Source organism: Methylobacterium sp. ap11 (genome assembly GCF_900110515.1).
Taxonomy (GTDB): domain Bacteria; phylum Pseudomonadota; class Alphaproteobacteria; order Rhizobiales; family Beijerinckiaceae; genus Methylobacterium; species Methylobacterium ajmalii.
In genome coordinates, this window is the sequence record NZ_FOEB01000008.1 from 114,709 (window position 1) to 127,646 (window position 12,938).

Below are 12,938 nucleotides of genomic sequence, written 5' to 3' on the forward strand. Positions count from 1 at the left end.
TACGATCTAACAATTGAAAAGATCGGATCGCCTCGATAGCGTTTCGTTATGGATCTCAACCTGCGCCACGTCCGCGCCTTCGTGTCGGTGGCGCACCTGCGCAGCTTCACCCGGGCGGCCGCGCTCCTGAACCTGTCGCAGCCAGCGCTCACCGTGCAGATCCGCCGGCTGGAGGAGGCGCTGGCGGTCCGCCTCCTCGACCGGACCAGCCGCAGCGTCGCGCCGACCCGGGCCGGGCGCGAGTTGCTGCCGGTGTTCCAGCGCGTGCTGCGCGAGCTCGACGGCGTGGTGGTCGATACCCGCGACCTCGCGGCGCGGCGCCACGGCATCGTCAGAATCGCGGCCCTGCCCTCGGTGGCGGCGGGTCTCCTGCCGGACGCGATCGCGGGCTTCCGGGCCGCGCATCCGCGGATGGGCTTCGTGGTCAAGGACGTGATCGCCGAGCGGGTGCTCGCCCTGGTGCGCCAGGAGGAGGTCGATCTCGGGGTAACCGGCGGCGAGGTCCGCGATCCGGACGTGACGGTGCTGGCCCGCGCCGCGGACGCGCTCCACGTCGTCTATCCGGACGGCCACCCGATCGGGGAGGGCGCGAGCGTGACGCTGGAGGCCCTGGTCGAGCACCCGCTGGTGCTGATGGACGCCGCGACCAGCGTGCGCGGCGTGGTCGACGCCGCCTTCGTGGCCGCCGGTCGCCGGCCCGTGACCGCCTGCGAGGCCACCTACATGATGACGGCGGTCGGGATGGTGCGGGCCGGGCTCGGGCTCACGATCCTGCCGGGCTCGGCCCGCGAGATCCGGGCCGAGCCCGGCTTGCGCTCGCGCCCGATCTCCGAGGCGAGCTTTTCCCGCCCGGTCTGCCTGATCGCCAAGGCCGGCCGCACCCTGCCGGCCGCCGCCGAGGATTTTCTGGAGGAATTGATTCCGGCCCTGGAGGCGGAGTTCGCGGGAGGCGGGCGAGAGAGCCGCCTCAGGTCCAGTACAGCACCCGCGCCATCGGCAGCCGCTCCGCGAGAGATCGGGTCAGCTCCCCGCGCATCTCCCGCATCAGTTCGGCGGGAAACACGTACTTGACCGAGCCGAACTTCGTGAACTTGCGGCTGCGCTCATCCTCGCGCATCGGCAGGTCGGAGCCCGGATACCAGCCCTCCAGCACCGTCTTCGAGCCGGGGGTGAAGCGGTGGGTGATGAGCTCGGCGGTGAGGTCGAGGTCGGGCGCGCCCGCCAGCGCCTCGGCGGCTTCCACGAAAAGGTCGTCGTAGGCCGCGCGCCAGTCCGGCAGGGGCAGGATCGGCGCCACCGTGAGGCCGACCGGGTAGCCGGCCCGGGCGACCGCGCCGAGGGCGGAGAGCCGCTCGCGCAGAGGGGCGGTGCCGCCCTCGAAGCGGCCGGCCGCCGCGGGGTTGACCGAGAAGCGCAGGCGCGTGCGGCGCCCGTGATCGAGGCCGAGCAGGGGCTCGACCGCGGCGAACTTGGTGGTCGCCCGCAGGCTCACCGGGGCGTCCCAGGCGCCGAAATGCCGGATCGCCGCCGAGAGCGAGCCGGTCAGGTGCTCGATGCCGAGGGGATCGGTGTAGCACGAGGCCTCGAAGCTCGTGCCCTCCTGCACCCGCTCCGCGCTCGCCGAGGTGACGCCGCCGCGCCCGACATAGCCGGAGAGGTTCGACAGGATCTCCGGCAGGTTGGCGTAGACCCGGGTCACCGGCGGGCCCGCGAGCGAACCGGCGAGGTAGCAATACTGGCAATGGGCCGGGCAGCCCTCGGCAAGATCGACCCGCCAGTCGGCGCTTGGGGGAATCGGCTGTAGCTTCAGCTTGGCGGGCGGGGCCACCACCACCGCCAGCGTGCTCTTGGCCTCGATATAGGCCCGGCGCGGATCGGGATGGCGCAGGCCGGTGAGGCGGTTGCCGGGCAGGGCCTCGACCGGCAGGCCCAGCGCCTCGGCCCGGGCCAGGATCGCCCGGCCGTGGGCGTGCTCCCGCGCCGCCGCCGTGACGACGACCCGTCGCGGGCGCCACAGGCGGGCCGTGCGGAGAGAGGCGGGATCGTGGGCGCTCATGCCCTTCGAACGCGCGGGGCCGGCCCGAAGGTCCCGCCCGTTCGTTAACGGGCGGGTCGTGGTCGTTAACGGCAGTTCTTAGTGTCTCTCACAAAACTCCCGATCACCGCCTCGGCTCGCTGTGGTGGCGACATCGCGGCGGGAGTTTTTGTGAGGTGCACTTAATGCCGGGCCTCCGGCCGCACCGTGTAGGTGCCGCCGCGGATGCGCTCGGGAAAGCCTTCCGCGTAGCGCGCGGTGGCTTCCTCGCCGTAGGTCTGCACCAGTTCCTGGAAGGCCGCGAACAGGGCGGCCTGGGCCATGCAGTCGCCGTCGAGCCCGTCCAGGCAGCCTTCCGCGAAGGCTTCGGAGACGTAGCTCAGGGCGGCCCGCTTCGCGTCCTGGTCGGAGTGGAGCTCGGGCTCGTAGGTTTCGAAATCGGTCATCGACAGCCTTGAGATCGGGTCTCTGGAGGAGAACGGCGGTCTCGAATCCGCAGCGGCCTCAGGTGATGTCCCGATTCATAGGATCTCCGCCGGGCGCGAGCCAGCAAGGAATTGCGAAGAGGTTAACGGCGCCGCGAGAATGCCGCTCTCTTCGACGCCACCGCCACAGCTGTGGCATCACCGCAACAGGCCGGCGTTCAGCCGCCGAACCGGCCGGCCAGCGCGACCGACAGCCGCTCGCCCTCGCCGATGAAGCGGGTCGCCGCCTCGACCGCGGAGGGCGTGCAGACCCGGTAGGTGACCGCGTAGCCGCCGTAGCCACGGTTGTAGGCCCCGGCCAGGCGGTCGCGCCGGCCCTGGCTGGTCCCCTCGGAGTCGAGCAAGGCCTTCATGCGGGCGGGCCATTCCGGCGCGTCGGGATGGCCGCACAATTCGCGCAGGAAGCTCAGGGCGCCGATGATCTCCGACAGCCGCAGGAGATCGCGGTCGTACGGCGTGGGCGCGTCCGCCGGCGGGGGCGGGGCAGGGGTCTCCTTCTCCGGCGGCTTGGCGGCGGGCTTCGACCGGCTCTGGGCCTGGACGGGTGCGGCCGCGAGCAGGCAGGCGGCGAGGATCGCGGCACGCGCCCGGACGAGCGAGGACGGCCTCATACCGCGTCCCCCACGGCGGCGAGGGCCTGGGCGATCACGCCGTGCAGCCCCTCGGTGGTCGGCAGGTCATGGGCCTCGTCCGGTGTCACCCAGCGCAGGTCGAGGGCTTCCGGACCGGTCGTCGGCTCGCCGGAACGCCAGCGGGCGGCGTGGGGATGGATCACGAAATGGTGCAGCACCGCTCCCTCGGCGTCGCGGCCGATCACCTCGAGGGGGGAGAGGCCGGCGACGATCTCGGCCACCACCCCGACCTCCTCGTGCAGCTCGCGCAGGGCCGCCACGGCCAGGGTCTCGCCGACCTCCACCTGGCCGCCCGGCAGGGTGTAGACCCCACGCATCGGCGCCTGCCCGCGGGCGGCGAGCAGCACCCGGCCGTCACGCACCACCGCCACCGAGGCGGCCACGAAGGGGCGCACGGGGTAGCGCCGGCGCCAGGCCAGCTCGTCGGATCCGTGGCTCACGGCCGCGCGTCCCCGTCCCGCACGCTCGCGAGCCGCCCATCCGCCAGCGCCACCACGATGGCGGCGCCGCGCCCGGAGCCCAGGACCGCGAGGCCGGCCCCGACCGGTGCCGGCAGGGCCGCGCGGGCCCGCTCCTTCAGGCTGTCGGCCGGGAGGTAGGCCAGCGCCGTGCGGTCGCCGGCCGTCAGCACCCATTCCCCCTCGCCGAGGGCAGCGCCGGGGGCGGCGAACCCCGCTCCCCCGCGCGCCTGCCGGACGGGGGCGCCGCCGGCGAGGGCCCAGCTCTCGGCCCGGCCGTCGGCGCCGCGCACCAGCAGGGCGGCGGGCGTCGCGCCCGGGCGGGCGGCCGCGAGGCTCAGGGGGCCGGGCTCGGGCAGGGTCGCGCCGCGCACCTGCCAGGCACCGTCGCGGCGCCCGATCACCGCGAGGCTCGCGCCCTCCGGCCGCTCGCTCACCGCGAGCAGGTTGACGGTCCCGTCGATCTCGACCGGACGCGGGGAGTCCGTCGAGAAGACCGCGCCGGGGCCCGGCGACACGGTGCTGGTCGCGACCGGCACCGGCTTCGGGTCGGCGCTCATCGCCACCGGCTGGCGCTCGCGCAGGGTGAGGGCTGCCGCGCCCGGACGCCCGTCCGGGCCGGTCCCCGCGCCCGACAGGTAGGCGCTCAACGGCCCGGCCAGCACCCGGCGCGAGCCCGGCACCGCGCCCTTCGGCGTCTCGCCGGCGGTCAGGCCCTCGATCGCGTCGAGGGGGAGGGGGATCACCGTCACCGTGTCGCCCGCCAGGGTGACGACGGCCGCGCCCGTCTCGCCCCAGGCGACCGCCAGCGGCCCGGGCTTGCGGGGCAGCTGCGGCAGGCCGGCGGTGGCGACGGCGAGCGCCGCCTCGCTGCCGGCGTCGCGCAGCTGCGTCACCCGGAACGGCAGGTCGAGGAGCGCGACCCGCGGCTCGGCGGTGGCGGGGGAGGCAAGAAACAGGGCGGCGATGCCGCCGCGAACGAGAGCGAGCGCCGCCCGCTCAGACATGCTGGCCGCCGTTGATGTGCAGCTCGGCGCCGTTCACGTAGGACGAGGCCTCGGTGCACAGGAAGTAGATCGCCTTGGCGACCTCGTCGGGGGTGCCGAGGCGCCGCTGCGGGATCTGCGCCACCAGCTTGTCGGTCCCGGGCGAGAGGATCGAGGTGTCGATCTCGCCGGGCGAGATCGCGTTCACCCGCACGCCGAGCGGCCCGAAATCGGACGCCATCTCCCGGGTGAGGCCGGCGAGCGCGGCCTTGGAGGTGGCGTAGGCCGCCCCCGCGAAGGGATGGACGCGCGAGCCCGCGATCGACGTCACGTTGACGATCGACCCGCGCGACCGGGTCAGCTCGTCGCGCAGGCCGCGCGCGAGCAAGATGGGTGCGAAGAAGTTGACCTGGAACACACGCTGCCAGTCGGAGAACGGGGTGTCGATGGCGCCGAGCCGCGCGCCGCCCGCCCCCTTCGGCGAGATGCCGGCATTGTTGACGAGTGCGTGCAGGAGCCCGCCCTCGGTCTCGAGCCGGCCCGCCACCTCCTTGACGGCGCGGATCGTGTCCTCCGGGTCGGCGAGGTCGACCTGCAGGTGGTCCTCCGGGCCCATCTCCCAGGGGCAGTTCTCCGGGAAGGCGTGGCGCGAGCAGGTGATGACGCGCCAGCCCGCCGCCGAGAAGCGCTTGACGGTGGCATGGCCGATGCCCCGGCTCGCGCCGGTGAGCAGCATCACGCGGCGGCGTTCGTTCGACGGTGGGGCCACGGCCGTTCCTCGGGATGTCCGGTGCGGGCGCCGCCGGTCTTGCGGGGCGCCGAGAGCCTCAGGGTAGGGCCCGGCGACCCGGAAATCCAGGGCTCGCCGCGCCGCAGCAAAGGTTGCGCCTCAGGGATGCGACGCTCCGAGAGGCCCGCCCCTCACGGGTAGAGCCGGTTGCCCGTCCAGGCCTCGCCCTCACGGGTGAAGCGCACCCGGTCGTGCAGGCGGTAGGCGCCGTCCTGCCAGAACTCCATCGTCACCGGGGCGATGCGGTAGCCGGTCCAGTGCGGCGGGCGCGGCACCGCCTCGTCGGGAAAGCGGGCGCGCATCTCGTCCACCGCCCGGATCAGGACGTCGCGGCTCTCCAGCGGCTGCGACTGGCGGCTCGCCCAGGCGCCGAGGCGGCTGTCGCGGGGGCGCGACGCGTAATAGGCGTCGGCTTCCGCGTCCGAGACCTTCGTCACCGTCCCGCGGGCCCGGACCTGCCGGCGCAGGCTCTTCCAGTGCATCACCAGGGCGGCCTGCGGGTTGTCGGCGAGCTCCTGCCCCTTCATCGACAGGGTGTTGGTGTAGAACACGAAACCGCGCTCGTCGGCGTCCTTCAGGAGGACGATGCGCACGTCCGGCAGCCCGTCGGCGCCGCTGGTCGCGAGCGCCATGGCGTTCGGATCCTCCGGCTCGGAGGCCTGCGCGTCGGCAAACCATTGCCGGAACAGGCCCCACGGATCCGGGTTCTGCGTGAAATCACCCTTCGTTAACCCGTCCACGGCATCGTCCTTACCCAAATGGCACTCCGCTTGAGTGCCGCTGTGACAACCGAACCGGGGGCGGGTCGGCGTCGCAAGGTGATGCGTCGCGGCGGGCCGTCCGGTCTTGAGATTAGGTGTAATGCGTCGCGGTGCGTGTAAAGTCGGTTCGGTGACGCTCGGGCTCGCCTGCGCGGCGGGCGTGCTGGGCGGCGTCCTGGCACTCGGCGGCTGCAGCCAGCCGCTCATCATGTTCACCCCGCAGGTGGACGCGGCCCCGCCGGAGCCCGAGAGCACCGGCAGCATCGAGCCGGCGGCGCCGAAGAGCTTCGGCTCCGACCTCTCGGGCGAGGATTGGCGCCGGGCCAAGGCGGCCCTCTCCGTCGCCCTCGACCCGCAGGGCAACGGCCAGCCGGTGAAGTGGGACAACCCGGATTCGGGCATGCGCGGCATGATCAACCCGACCGGGCTGCCCTTCGTGAAGAACGACGAGATCTGCCGCGGCTTCCTCGCCTCGGTGATCGGGCCGGGCAGCAACCGCTTCGTGCGCGGCACCGGCTGCCGCCCGTCCGGCGGCGCCTGGGAGTTGAAGAGCCTCAAGGCCACGTCGAAGCCGGGCTGAGCCGGACCCGCGGCGTTGGCGCTCCCGCGGGAAGTGACGTAACCTGGCCGTCTGCGGCGTCGCCTGCGTTGCAATCCGGCAACAGGGTCGCCAGATACGGCTCATCTCTCTCAAGCCGCGGCCCCGCTCCCGCCCGGATGCGCCGGAATGGGACCGCTCGAATCGCCATCGGATCGCCATGCGCAACCCATACGACGTACTCGGCGTGAGCCGTTCGGCCGACGAGACGGAGATCAAGAAGGCCTTCCGCAAGCTCGCCAAGGCCTACCACCCCGACAGCAACCCGAACGACGCCAAGGCGAAGGACCGCTTCGCCGAGGTCAACCAGGCCTACGAGATCCTGGGCGACGCCAAGAAGCGCGAGCAGTTCGACCGCGGCGCCATCGACGGCGAGGGCAAGCCCCGCTTCACCGGCTTCGAGGGCTTCGGCGGCGGCGCAGGGCGCGGCGGCGGGGCCGGCGGCTTCGACTTCGAGTCGATGGCCCGCGGCCGGGGCGGGGCCGGGCCCGGGGCCGGGGGCTTTGGCGAGGAGATCTTCTCGCACCTGTTCGGCGAGGCGTTCCGTTCGGGCGGCGCCGGCCGCGGCGCGCCCCAGAAGGGCGAGGACGTGGCGGCCGAACTCACGGTCGGCCTCGACCAGGTGGCCGGGGAGGCCAAGCTCCGCCTCAACCTGCCGAGCGGCCGCGAGGTCGACGTGGTGGTGCCCAAGGGCGTGGTCGACGGGCAGGTGATCCGCCTGCGCGGCCTCGGCTATGCCGGCGCGCACGGCGCCGAGCCGGGCGACGCGCTCCTCACCATCCGCTTCGCCCCCGATGCGCGCTTCCAGGTCGAGGGCTCGGACCTGCGCACCTCCGCCGAGGTGCCGCTGGAGGACGCGGTGCTCGGCGGGCCGATCCGGATCCAGACCCTGACCGGCGCGGTCGAGATGAAGATCCCGGCCATGACCAGCTCGGGCCGGGTCTTCCGCCTGCGCGGCAAGGGCCTGCCGAAGAAGGACGGCACCCGCGGCGACCTCCTCGCCACGGTCGCCATCACCCTGCCGGCAGGGGCCGACGAGGCCCTGACCGAGTTCGCCCGCAAGCGCCGCGCCGCCGCCGCGACGGGCTGAACCACGGGACGCGCGCGGCATTAGCGGAGCCGGCGCACTTCCGTCGCCCGCGGGCGTCGGTTAAGGAAACCCCTGGGGAGCCATGTACGGCCGGGTCCGCCCTGCCGCCGCCGGCCCCCCGTGGCGGCTGTTCTTTGGGTGACTCATGGCTGACTCGAACCTGGCTGACTCGAACCGGGCACAGGTGCAGGATGACGGGCAGGCCGCATCCCTGAAGACCGGGCTCCTCGCCGGCAAGCGCGGCCTCGTGCTCGGCGTCGCCAACAACCGCTCGATCGCCTGGGGCATCGCCAAGAGCGCCCACCAGCACGGCGCCGAGCTGGCCTTCACCTACCAGGGCGAGGCGCTGAAGAAGCGCGTCGAGCCGCTGGCCCGCGAGCTCGACGCGGCGGTCGTCGGCCATTGCGACGTCACCGACCCGGCCTCGATCGACGCGGCCTTCGAGGCCACCGGCCGGCACTTCCCCGAGGGGATCGACTTCGTCATCCACTGCATCGCCTTCTCGGACAAGGACGAGCTGACCGGCCGCTACATCGAGACCAGCGAGGCGAACTTCTCGAAGTCGCTGCTGATCTCCTGCTACTCGTTCACGGCGGTGGCGCAGCGGGCCGAGAAGCTGATGCGCAACGGCGGCTCGCTCCTCACGCTGACCTATTACGGCGCCGAGAAGTGGATGCCGCACTACAACGTGATGGGCGTCGCCAAGGCCGCGCTCGAGGCCTCGGTGCGCTACCTCGCTGCCGATCTCGGTCCCCAGAAGATCCGCGTCAACGCGATCTCGGCCGGCCCGATCAAGACCCTCGCGGCCTCCGGCATCGGCGACTTCCGCTACATCCTGAAGTGGAACGAGTACAACGCCCCCCTGCGCCGCACCGTGACGATCGACGAGGTCGGCGAGACCGCCGCCTACCTGATCTCCGACATGTCGCGCGGCATGACCGGCGAGATCCTGCACGTCGATGCCGGCTACCACGTCGTGGGCATGAAGAATCCCGAGGCGCCGGACCTCAGCCTCGACAAGGACTGAGCCCCGGGGGCTGGACCCCACGGCCGTTCGGCCCACTATGGGCTTCGCGTCGGACAAGCGGAGCCCACCATGCCCCACCCCAGGATCGCCATGCTCACCGCGGGCGGCCTCGCCCCCTGCCTGTCGGCGGCGGTCGGCGGGCTGATCGCCCGCTACACCGACCTGGCGCCCGAGGCCGAGATCATCGGCTATCGCAGCGGCTACAAGGGCCTGCTCCTCGGCGACCACATCCCGGTCACCCCTGAGGTGCGGGCGAAGGCACACCTGCTCCTGCGCCACGGCGGATCGCCGCTCGGCAACAGCCGGATCAAGCTCACCAACGTCAAGGACTGCGTGAAGCGCGGCCTGGTGAAGGAAGGCCAGGACCCGCTCAAGGTCGCGGCCGAGCAGCTCACCCGCGATCGGATCACGGTGCTGCACACGATCGGCGGCGACGACACCAACACCACCGCGGCCGACCTCGCGGCCTATCTCGAGGCAAACGGCTACCACCTGACCGTCGTCGGCCTGCCCAAGACCATCGACAACGACGTGGTGCCGATCCGCCAGACGCTGGGCGCCTGGACGGCCGCCGAGCAGGGCGCGCTCTTTGCCGAGAACATCGTCAACGAGCAGAGCGCCAACCCGCGCATGCTGATCGTCCACGAGATCATGGGCCGCAAATGCGGCTGGCTCACCGCCGCGACGGCACGAGCCTATCGCGACCGCCTCGACCGGACGGAGTTCCTGCCGGAATTCGGCCTCGACCGGGCGCACAAGGAGGTGGACGCGGTCTACCTGCCCGAGATGCCCCTCGACATCGCCCGCGAGGCGGCGCGGCTGAAGGCCAGGCTCGACGCCAAGGATTGCGTCACGATCTTCCTCAGCGAGGGCGCGGGCCTCGACGAGATCGTCGCCGAGATCGAGGGGCGGGGCGAGGTGCTGGGTCGCGACCCCTTCGGCCACGTCAAGATCGATACGGTCAACGTCGGCAAGTGGTTCGCCGACCGCTTCGCGCCGATGATCGGGGCGGAAAAATCGCTCGTGCTGAAATCCGGCCATTTCGGCCGCTCGGCGGCACCGAACGCCGACGACCTGCGGCTGATCCAGGGCATGGTCGACTACGCGGTCGAGTGCGGCCTCACCGGCGTCTCCGGCGTGATCGGGCACGACGAGGAGCGGGACGGCCGGCTGCGGGCGATCGAGTTCCCGCGCATCCGCGGCGGCAAGGCGTTCGATCCGCGGGCTGACTGGTTCACCGCGATGCTGGACGCGATCGGCCAGCCCCACGGCTGACGGAGGCCGGCGCCACGATGGACGCCGGCTTTTCGAACTCTAGGTGCTCGATCACGACCCCGTTGCGTCGAGCGCCGGGGCATCGCCGCCGGGCCCGGCGTGGGACGGCCGGCGGATGAACGGAACCACGTTCCCGGCGGTGTCGACCGAGGCCGTCCCGGATGCCGTCGCAGCGACCGCGTCCGGCTTGAGGCCGGATCCGAACGACATCCACCGCACGATCCGGCCGTCGCCATGGCGCATCATGTGCCGCTCGACCCGTCTCCGGGCCCACCGGGGCACGCCGTCGCCGAATTTCATGGGGCTTCCTCCCTGCTCGCCCGCTGCGCGACCCTCGGTCGGCGTCCGAGCGAAACAGGGTGCGCAGGTTGTGTCATCACCCGTTTGGGTGACGTGGCGTGAACCTCAGGTTTTCAGCACCAGGCAGGCGCCGCCGACGCCGCGGATGCGGTTGCACAGCGCCTCGGCACCGGGGCGGGTCTCGGCGGGCACGCGGATGCGGTAGAACGCCCGGGTGCCGCGGTGGCGCAGCCGGGTGCCGATGACCATCGGGCGCACGTCGCCGAGGATCGCCGCGTAGCGGTCGCGGGCCCGGCCGAAGCTCGCCAGGGCGATCGACTTCGAGAAATTGCCGGCGAGCTGGACGCCCCAGGGCGCGAGCGTCGCGGCGGCACCCGCGAAGAAGGTCTCGGTGCGGCCGCGGATACGCAGGGACGCCGTGACCTGCAGGCAGGTCGTGCCCTCCGGCTCGGCGAGGTCGCCCTTGGTGTCGGCCTTGGCGGCGGCGGCCCAGTCCTCGGCGCTGCGCCCGGTGATCGCCGCGACGTAGGCGCGGGTCTCCGCCGGCAGGCCGCCGGTGCCGGCGAGCCAGGACGAGACCCGGCCGGGCCCGCCATTGTAGGCCGCGGCGGCAAGGCCGAGATTACCGAAGCGGGCGCGCAGGTCGAGGAGGAAGCGCGCGGCGGCGGGGATCGCCTGCTCGGGGTCGAACGGGTCGGTCAGCCCGCGCTCCTGCGCCGTGCCGGGCATGAACTGCGCCACGCCCTGGGCGCCGGCAGGGCTCACCACGCCGGGCCGGAAGCTGCTCTCGCGCCAGATCAGCCGGGTCAGGAAGGCGACCGGCAGGCCCTTGGCCTCGGCCGCGCCCTCGATCAGGCGGCACAGGGCCTGCTCGACCGTCTCCTCCTTGCCTCCCGGATCCTTGGCCTGCGACGCAGGCGCCGGCCGCGCCGGCGCCGCCACGGCGGCGGCCGGGAGGACGCAGGCCGCGACGAGAAGCCAGGCCGGGAGGAGGAGAGGGGGGCGGGTCACCAGTCCCTCTTACCTCGATTCCTTGAACGATTCGGCAAGGGGCTCGGCGGTGGGAACGGACGAGGCGGTGATCGCCGCGGCACCCGTCCGCGGCAGGCTTTCCGGTCTCGCGGGCGCATCCGCCCTGGCGCCGGGCCCGGTGCCGCGCCATCTTAGTGGGCGATGTCCTCGCCGCTCCTGTTCGACGCCCCCCTGATCCGCAAGCGGCTCGCCCGCGCCCGCCGCGCCGGCTTCGCCGACTTCCTGGTCGCGCGGGCGGTCGACGACCTGTCCGACCGCCTCGGTGCGGTGTTGCGGGAATTTCCCCACGCCCTCGACCTCGCCACCCCGGTCCCGGCGGCCGCGTCCTGGCTGCGGGCGAGCGGTCGGGCGCGATCCGTCATCCGCCTCGCGCCGGTGGCGGAGTCGGGCGGGCCCGGCCTCGCCGTCGTGGTCGGCGATCCCGAGACCCTGCCGTTCGGCGACAGGAGCTTCGACCTCGCCGTGTCGCTGCTGGCGCTCCAGCACGCCAACGACCTGCCGGGCGCGCTGGTGCAGATCCGCCGGGCCTTGCGGCCCGACGGCCTGTTCGTGGGCTGCCTGCTCGGCGGGCGCACGCTGACCGAGCTGCGCCAGGTCCTCACCCAGGCCGAGAGCGAGGTCGAGGGCGGGGCCAGCCCCCGGGTGGCGCCGTTCGCGGAGGTGCGCGACGTCGGCGGCCTGCTCCAGCGCGCCGGCTTCGCCCTGCCGGTCGCCGACGTCGAGACCGTGACGGTGCGCTACGGCGATCCGTTCGGGCTGATGCGCGACCTGCGCGCGATGGGTCTGACCAACGCGCTGCGCGAGCGCCGCGGCGGCCTGCGCCGCGAGACCCTGATGCGGGCCGCCGCCCTCTACGCCGAACGCTTCGCCGATCCGGACGGGCGCCTGCGGGCGACCTTCGAGATGATCTGGCTCTCGGGCTGGGTGCCGCACGAGAGCCAGCAGAAGCCGCTGCGGCCGGGCAGCGCCCAGGCGCGGCTGGCCGACGCCCTCGGCACCGTGGAACGCAAGGAGCCGTCATGACAGGCACGTCCATCACGATCACGCCGAACCCGCACCGGATCCGCGTCATGCTCGGCGGCACGATCGTCGCCGAGACCACCCGGGCGCTGACCCTGCGCGAGGGCGCCATGCCGCCGGTGCTCTACATCCCGCGCGAGGATGCCGAGATGGACCTCTTCGCGCGGACCGCGCACCGCACCCATTGCCCGCACAAGGGCGATGCCAGCTACTTCTCCCTCACCGCCGGCGGGGTCGAGCGGGCGAACGCGGTCTGGAGCTACGAGGATCCGTTTCCGACGGTGGCGGCGATCAAGGATCATCTCGCGTTCTACCCGGGCAAGGTCGACGCGATCGAGGAATTCAAGGACTGAACGAGCCGTTCGGCGGGCGGCGTAAGGCACGCCTCACATGATTTGCGCATCACCCGACGCGTGCGGGGCGTCGGCGCCACCGTGCGGGCTCGCGAG

Annotated in this window: 16 protein-coding genes; 7 read left to right on the plus strand and 9 right to left on the minus strand. The window is 72.8% G+C overall.

What is annotated here, in order from left to right; all coding sequences use genetic code 11:
* Window positions 1-48 precede the first annotated feature (48 nt).
* Window positions 49-1,071, plus strand: a complete 1,023-nt coding sequence (locus BMX97_RS13940; protein ID WP_091750977.1) for a LysR family transcriptional regulator — start codon at window positions 49-51, stop codon at window positions 1,069-1,071.
* Here the strand turns inward: BMX97_RS13940 and BMX97_RS13945 are convergent.
* The 7 genes from BMX97_RS13945 to pdxH all read right to left on the minus strand — a co-directional run bounded on the left by BMX97_RS13945 (window position 968) and on the right by pdxH (window position 6,126).
* Window positions 968-2,056 (minus strand): SPL family radical SAM protein, encoded by a 1,089-nt coding sequence (locus tag BMX97_RS13945; RefSeq protein WP_091750980.1) that lies wholly within the window; start codon window positions 2,054-2,056, stop codon window positions 968-970. The genes BMX97_RS13940 and BMX97_RS13945 overlap by 104 nt on opposite strands.
* A 161-nt stretch (window positions 2,057-2,217) precedes the next feature.
* Window positions 2,218-2,481, minus strand: a complete 264-nt coding sequence (locus tag BMX97_RS13950; RefSeq protein WP_048426713.1) for a hypothetical protein — start codon at window positions 2,479-2,481, stop codon at window positions 2,218-2,220.
* Window positions 2,482-2,678: 197 nt separating this feature from the next.
* Window positions 2,679-3,131, minus strand: coding sequence for a TIGR02301 family protein (locus BMX97_RS13955; RefSeq protein ID WP_091750983.1), 453 nt, complete (start codon window positions 3,129-3,131; stop codon window positions 2,679-2,681).
* Window positions 3,128-3,592 (minus strand): NUDIX hydrolase, encoded by a 465-nt coding sequence (locus tag BMX97_RS13960; RefSeq protein WP_244538419.1) that lies wholly within the window; start codon window positions 3,590-3,592, stop codon window positions 3,128-3,130. Before BMX97_RS13960 ends, BMX97_RS13955 begins: the two co-directional genes overlap by 4 nt.
* A complete protein-coding gene (locus BMX97_RS13965) occupies window positions 3,589-4,617 on the minus strand; it encodes a hypothetical protein (protein WP_091750985.1) in 1,029 nt (342 codons plus the stop codon). The genes BMX97_RS13960 and BMX97_RS13965 overlap by 4 nt, the downstream gene beginning before the upstream one ends.
* Complete coding sequence (locus BMX97_RS13970; RefSeq protein ID WP_091750990.1) at window positions 4,610-5,332, minus strand: SDR family NAD(P)-dependent oxidoreductase; 723 nt, start codon at window positions 5,330-5,332, stop codon at window positions 4,610-4,612. Before BMX97_RS13970 ends, BMX97_RS13965 begins: the two co-directional genes overlap by 8 nt.
* A 185-nt stretch (window positions 5,333-5,517) precedes the next feature.
* On the minus strand, window positions 5,518-6,126 hold the full coding sequence (gene pdxH / locus BMX97_RS13975) for a pyridoxamine 5'-phosphate oxidase (RefSeq protein WP_244538420.1): 609 nt from the start codon (window positions 6,124-6,126) through the stop codon (window positions 5,518-5,520).
* A 121-nt stretch (window positions 6,127-6,247) separates the two neighbouring features.
* Here pdxH and BMX97_RS13980 point away from each other — a divergent pair, with 121 nt between their 5' ends.
* The 4 genes from BMX97_RS13980 to BMX97_RS13995 all read left to right on the plus strand — a co-directional run bounded on the left by BMX97_RS13980 (window position 6,248) and on the right by BMX97_RS13995 (window position 10,137).
* A complete protein-coding gene (locus tag BMX97_RS13980) occupies window positions 6,248-6,727 on the plus strand; it encodes an RT0821/Lpp0805 family surface protein (protein ID WP_091751425.1) in 480 nt (159 codons plus the stop codon).
* Between the two features lie 178 nt (window positions 6,728-6,905).
* Window positions 6,906-7,835 (plus strand): DnaJ C-terminal domain-containing protein, encoded by a 930-nt coding sequence (locus BMX97_RS13985; protein ID WP_091750994.1) that lies wholly within the window; start codon window positions 6,906-6,908, stop codon window positions 7,833-7,835.
* Window positions 7,836-7,995: 160 nt separating this feature from the next.
* Window positions 7,996-8,862: an enoyl-ACP reductase FabI gene (fabI, locus tag BMX97_RS13990; RefSeq protein WP_091751428.1), complete on the plus strand. Its 867-nt coding sequence runs from the start codon at window positions 7,996-7,998 to the stop codon at window positions 8,860-8,862.
* A gap of 69 nt (window positions 8,863-8,931) precedes the next feature.
* Window positions 8,932-10,137 carry a pyrophosphate--fructose-6-phosphate 1-phosphotransferase gene (locus BMX97_RS13995; RefSeq protein ID WP_091750997.1) on the plus strand — a complete coding sequence of 402 codons (1,206 nt, stop codon included), beginning with the start codon at window positions 8,932-8,934 and terminating at the stop codon, window positions 10,135-10,137.
* A gap of 51 nt (window positions 10,138-10,188) precedes the next feature.
* On the opposite strand, the gene BMX97_RS14000 is transcribed toward BMX97_RS13995, so the two are convergent.
* Both BMX97_RS14000 and BMX97_RS14005 read right to left on the minus strand, forming a co-directional pair.
* Complete coding sequence (locus BMX97_RS14000; protein ID WP_091751000.1) at window positions 10,189-10,437, minus strand: hypothetical protein; 249 nt, start codon at window positions 10,435-10,437, stop codon at window positions 10,189-10,191.
* 105 nt (window positions 10,438-10,542) lie between these two features.
* Window positions 10,543-11,448: a lytic transglycosylase domain-containing protein gene (locus BMX97_RS14005; protein WP_091751003.1), complete on the minus strand. Its 906-nt coding sequence runs from the start codon at window positions 11,446-11,448 to the stop codon at window positions 10,543-10,545.
* 162 nt (window positions 11,449-11,610) lie between these two features.
* On the opposite strand from BMX97_RS14005, the gene BMX97_RS14010 reads away from it, so the two are divergent.
* A complete protein-coding gene (locus BMX97_RS14010; protein ID WP_091751006.1) occupies window positions 11,611-12,492 on the plus strand; it encodes a methyltransferase domain-containing protein in 882 nt (293 codons plus the stop codon).
* Window positions 12,489-12,842, plus strand: a complete 354-nt coding sequence (locus BMX97_RS14015) for a DUF427 domain-containing protein (RefSeq protein WP_091751009.1) — start codon at window positions 12,489-12,491, stop codon at window positions 12,840-12,842. Before BMX97_RS14010 ends, BMX97_RS14015 begins: the two co-directional genes overlap by 4 nt.
* The last annotated feature ends 96 nt before the right edge of the window (window positions 12,843-12,938 follow it).

Coding starts and splice junctions, on each gene's coding strand:
- BMX97_RS13985 (WP_091750994.1), top strand. CDS start 6,906: ATGCGCAACCCATACGACGTACTCGGCGTGAGCCGTTCGGCCGACGAG.
- BMX97_RS13970 (WP_091750990.1), bottom strand. CDS start 5,332: ATGCTGCTCACCGGCGCGAGCCGGGGCATCGGCCATGCCACCGTCAAG.
- BMX97_RS14000 (WP_091751000.1), bottom strand. CDS start 10,437: ATGAAATTCGGCGACGGCGTGCCCCGGTGGGCCCGGAGACGGGTCGAG.
- BMX97_RS13950 (WP_048426713.1), bottom strand. CDS start 2,481: ATGACCGATTTCGAAACCTACGAGCCCGAGCTCCACTCCGACCAGGAC.
- BMX97_RS13940 (WP_091750977.1), top strand. CDS start 49: ATGGATCTCAACCTGCGCCACGTCCGCGCCTTCGTGTCGGTGGCGCAC.
- BMX97_RS14010 (WP_091751006.1), top strand. CDS start 11,611: ATGTCCTCGCCGCTCCTGTTCGACGCCCCCCTGATCCGCAAGCGGCTC.
- BMX97_RS13945 (WP_091750980.1), bottom strand. CDS start 2,056: ATGAGCGCCCACGATCCCGCCTCTCTCCGCACGGCCCGCCTGTGGCGC.
- BMX97_RS14015 (WP_091751009.1), top strand. CDS start 12,489: ATGACAGGCACGTCCATCACGATCACGCCGAACCCGCACCGGATCCGC.
- BMX97_RS13980 (WP_091751425.1), top strand. CDS start 6,248: ATGCGTCGCGGTGCGTGTAAAGTCGGTTCGGTGACGCTCGGGCTCGCC.
- BMX97_RS13965 (WP_091750985.1), bottom strand. CDS start 4,617: ATGTCTGAGCGGGCGGCGCTCGCTCTCGTTCGCGGCGGCATCGCCGCC.
- BMX97_RS13995 (WP_091750997.1), top strand. CDS start 8,932: ATGCCCCACCCCAGGATCGCCATGCTCACCGCGGGCGGCCTCGCCCCC.
- BMX97_RS13955 (WP_091750983.1), bottom strand. CDS start 3,131: ATGAGGCCGTCCTCGCTCGTCCGGGCGCGTGCCGCGATCCTCGCCGCC.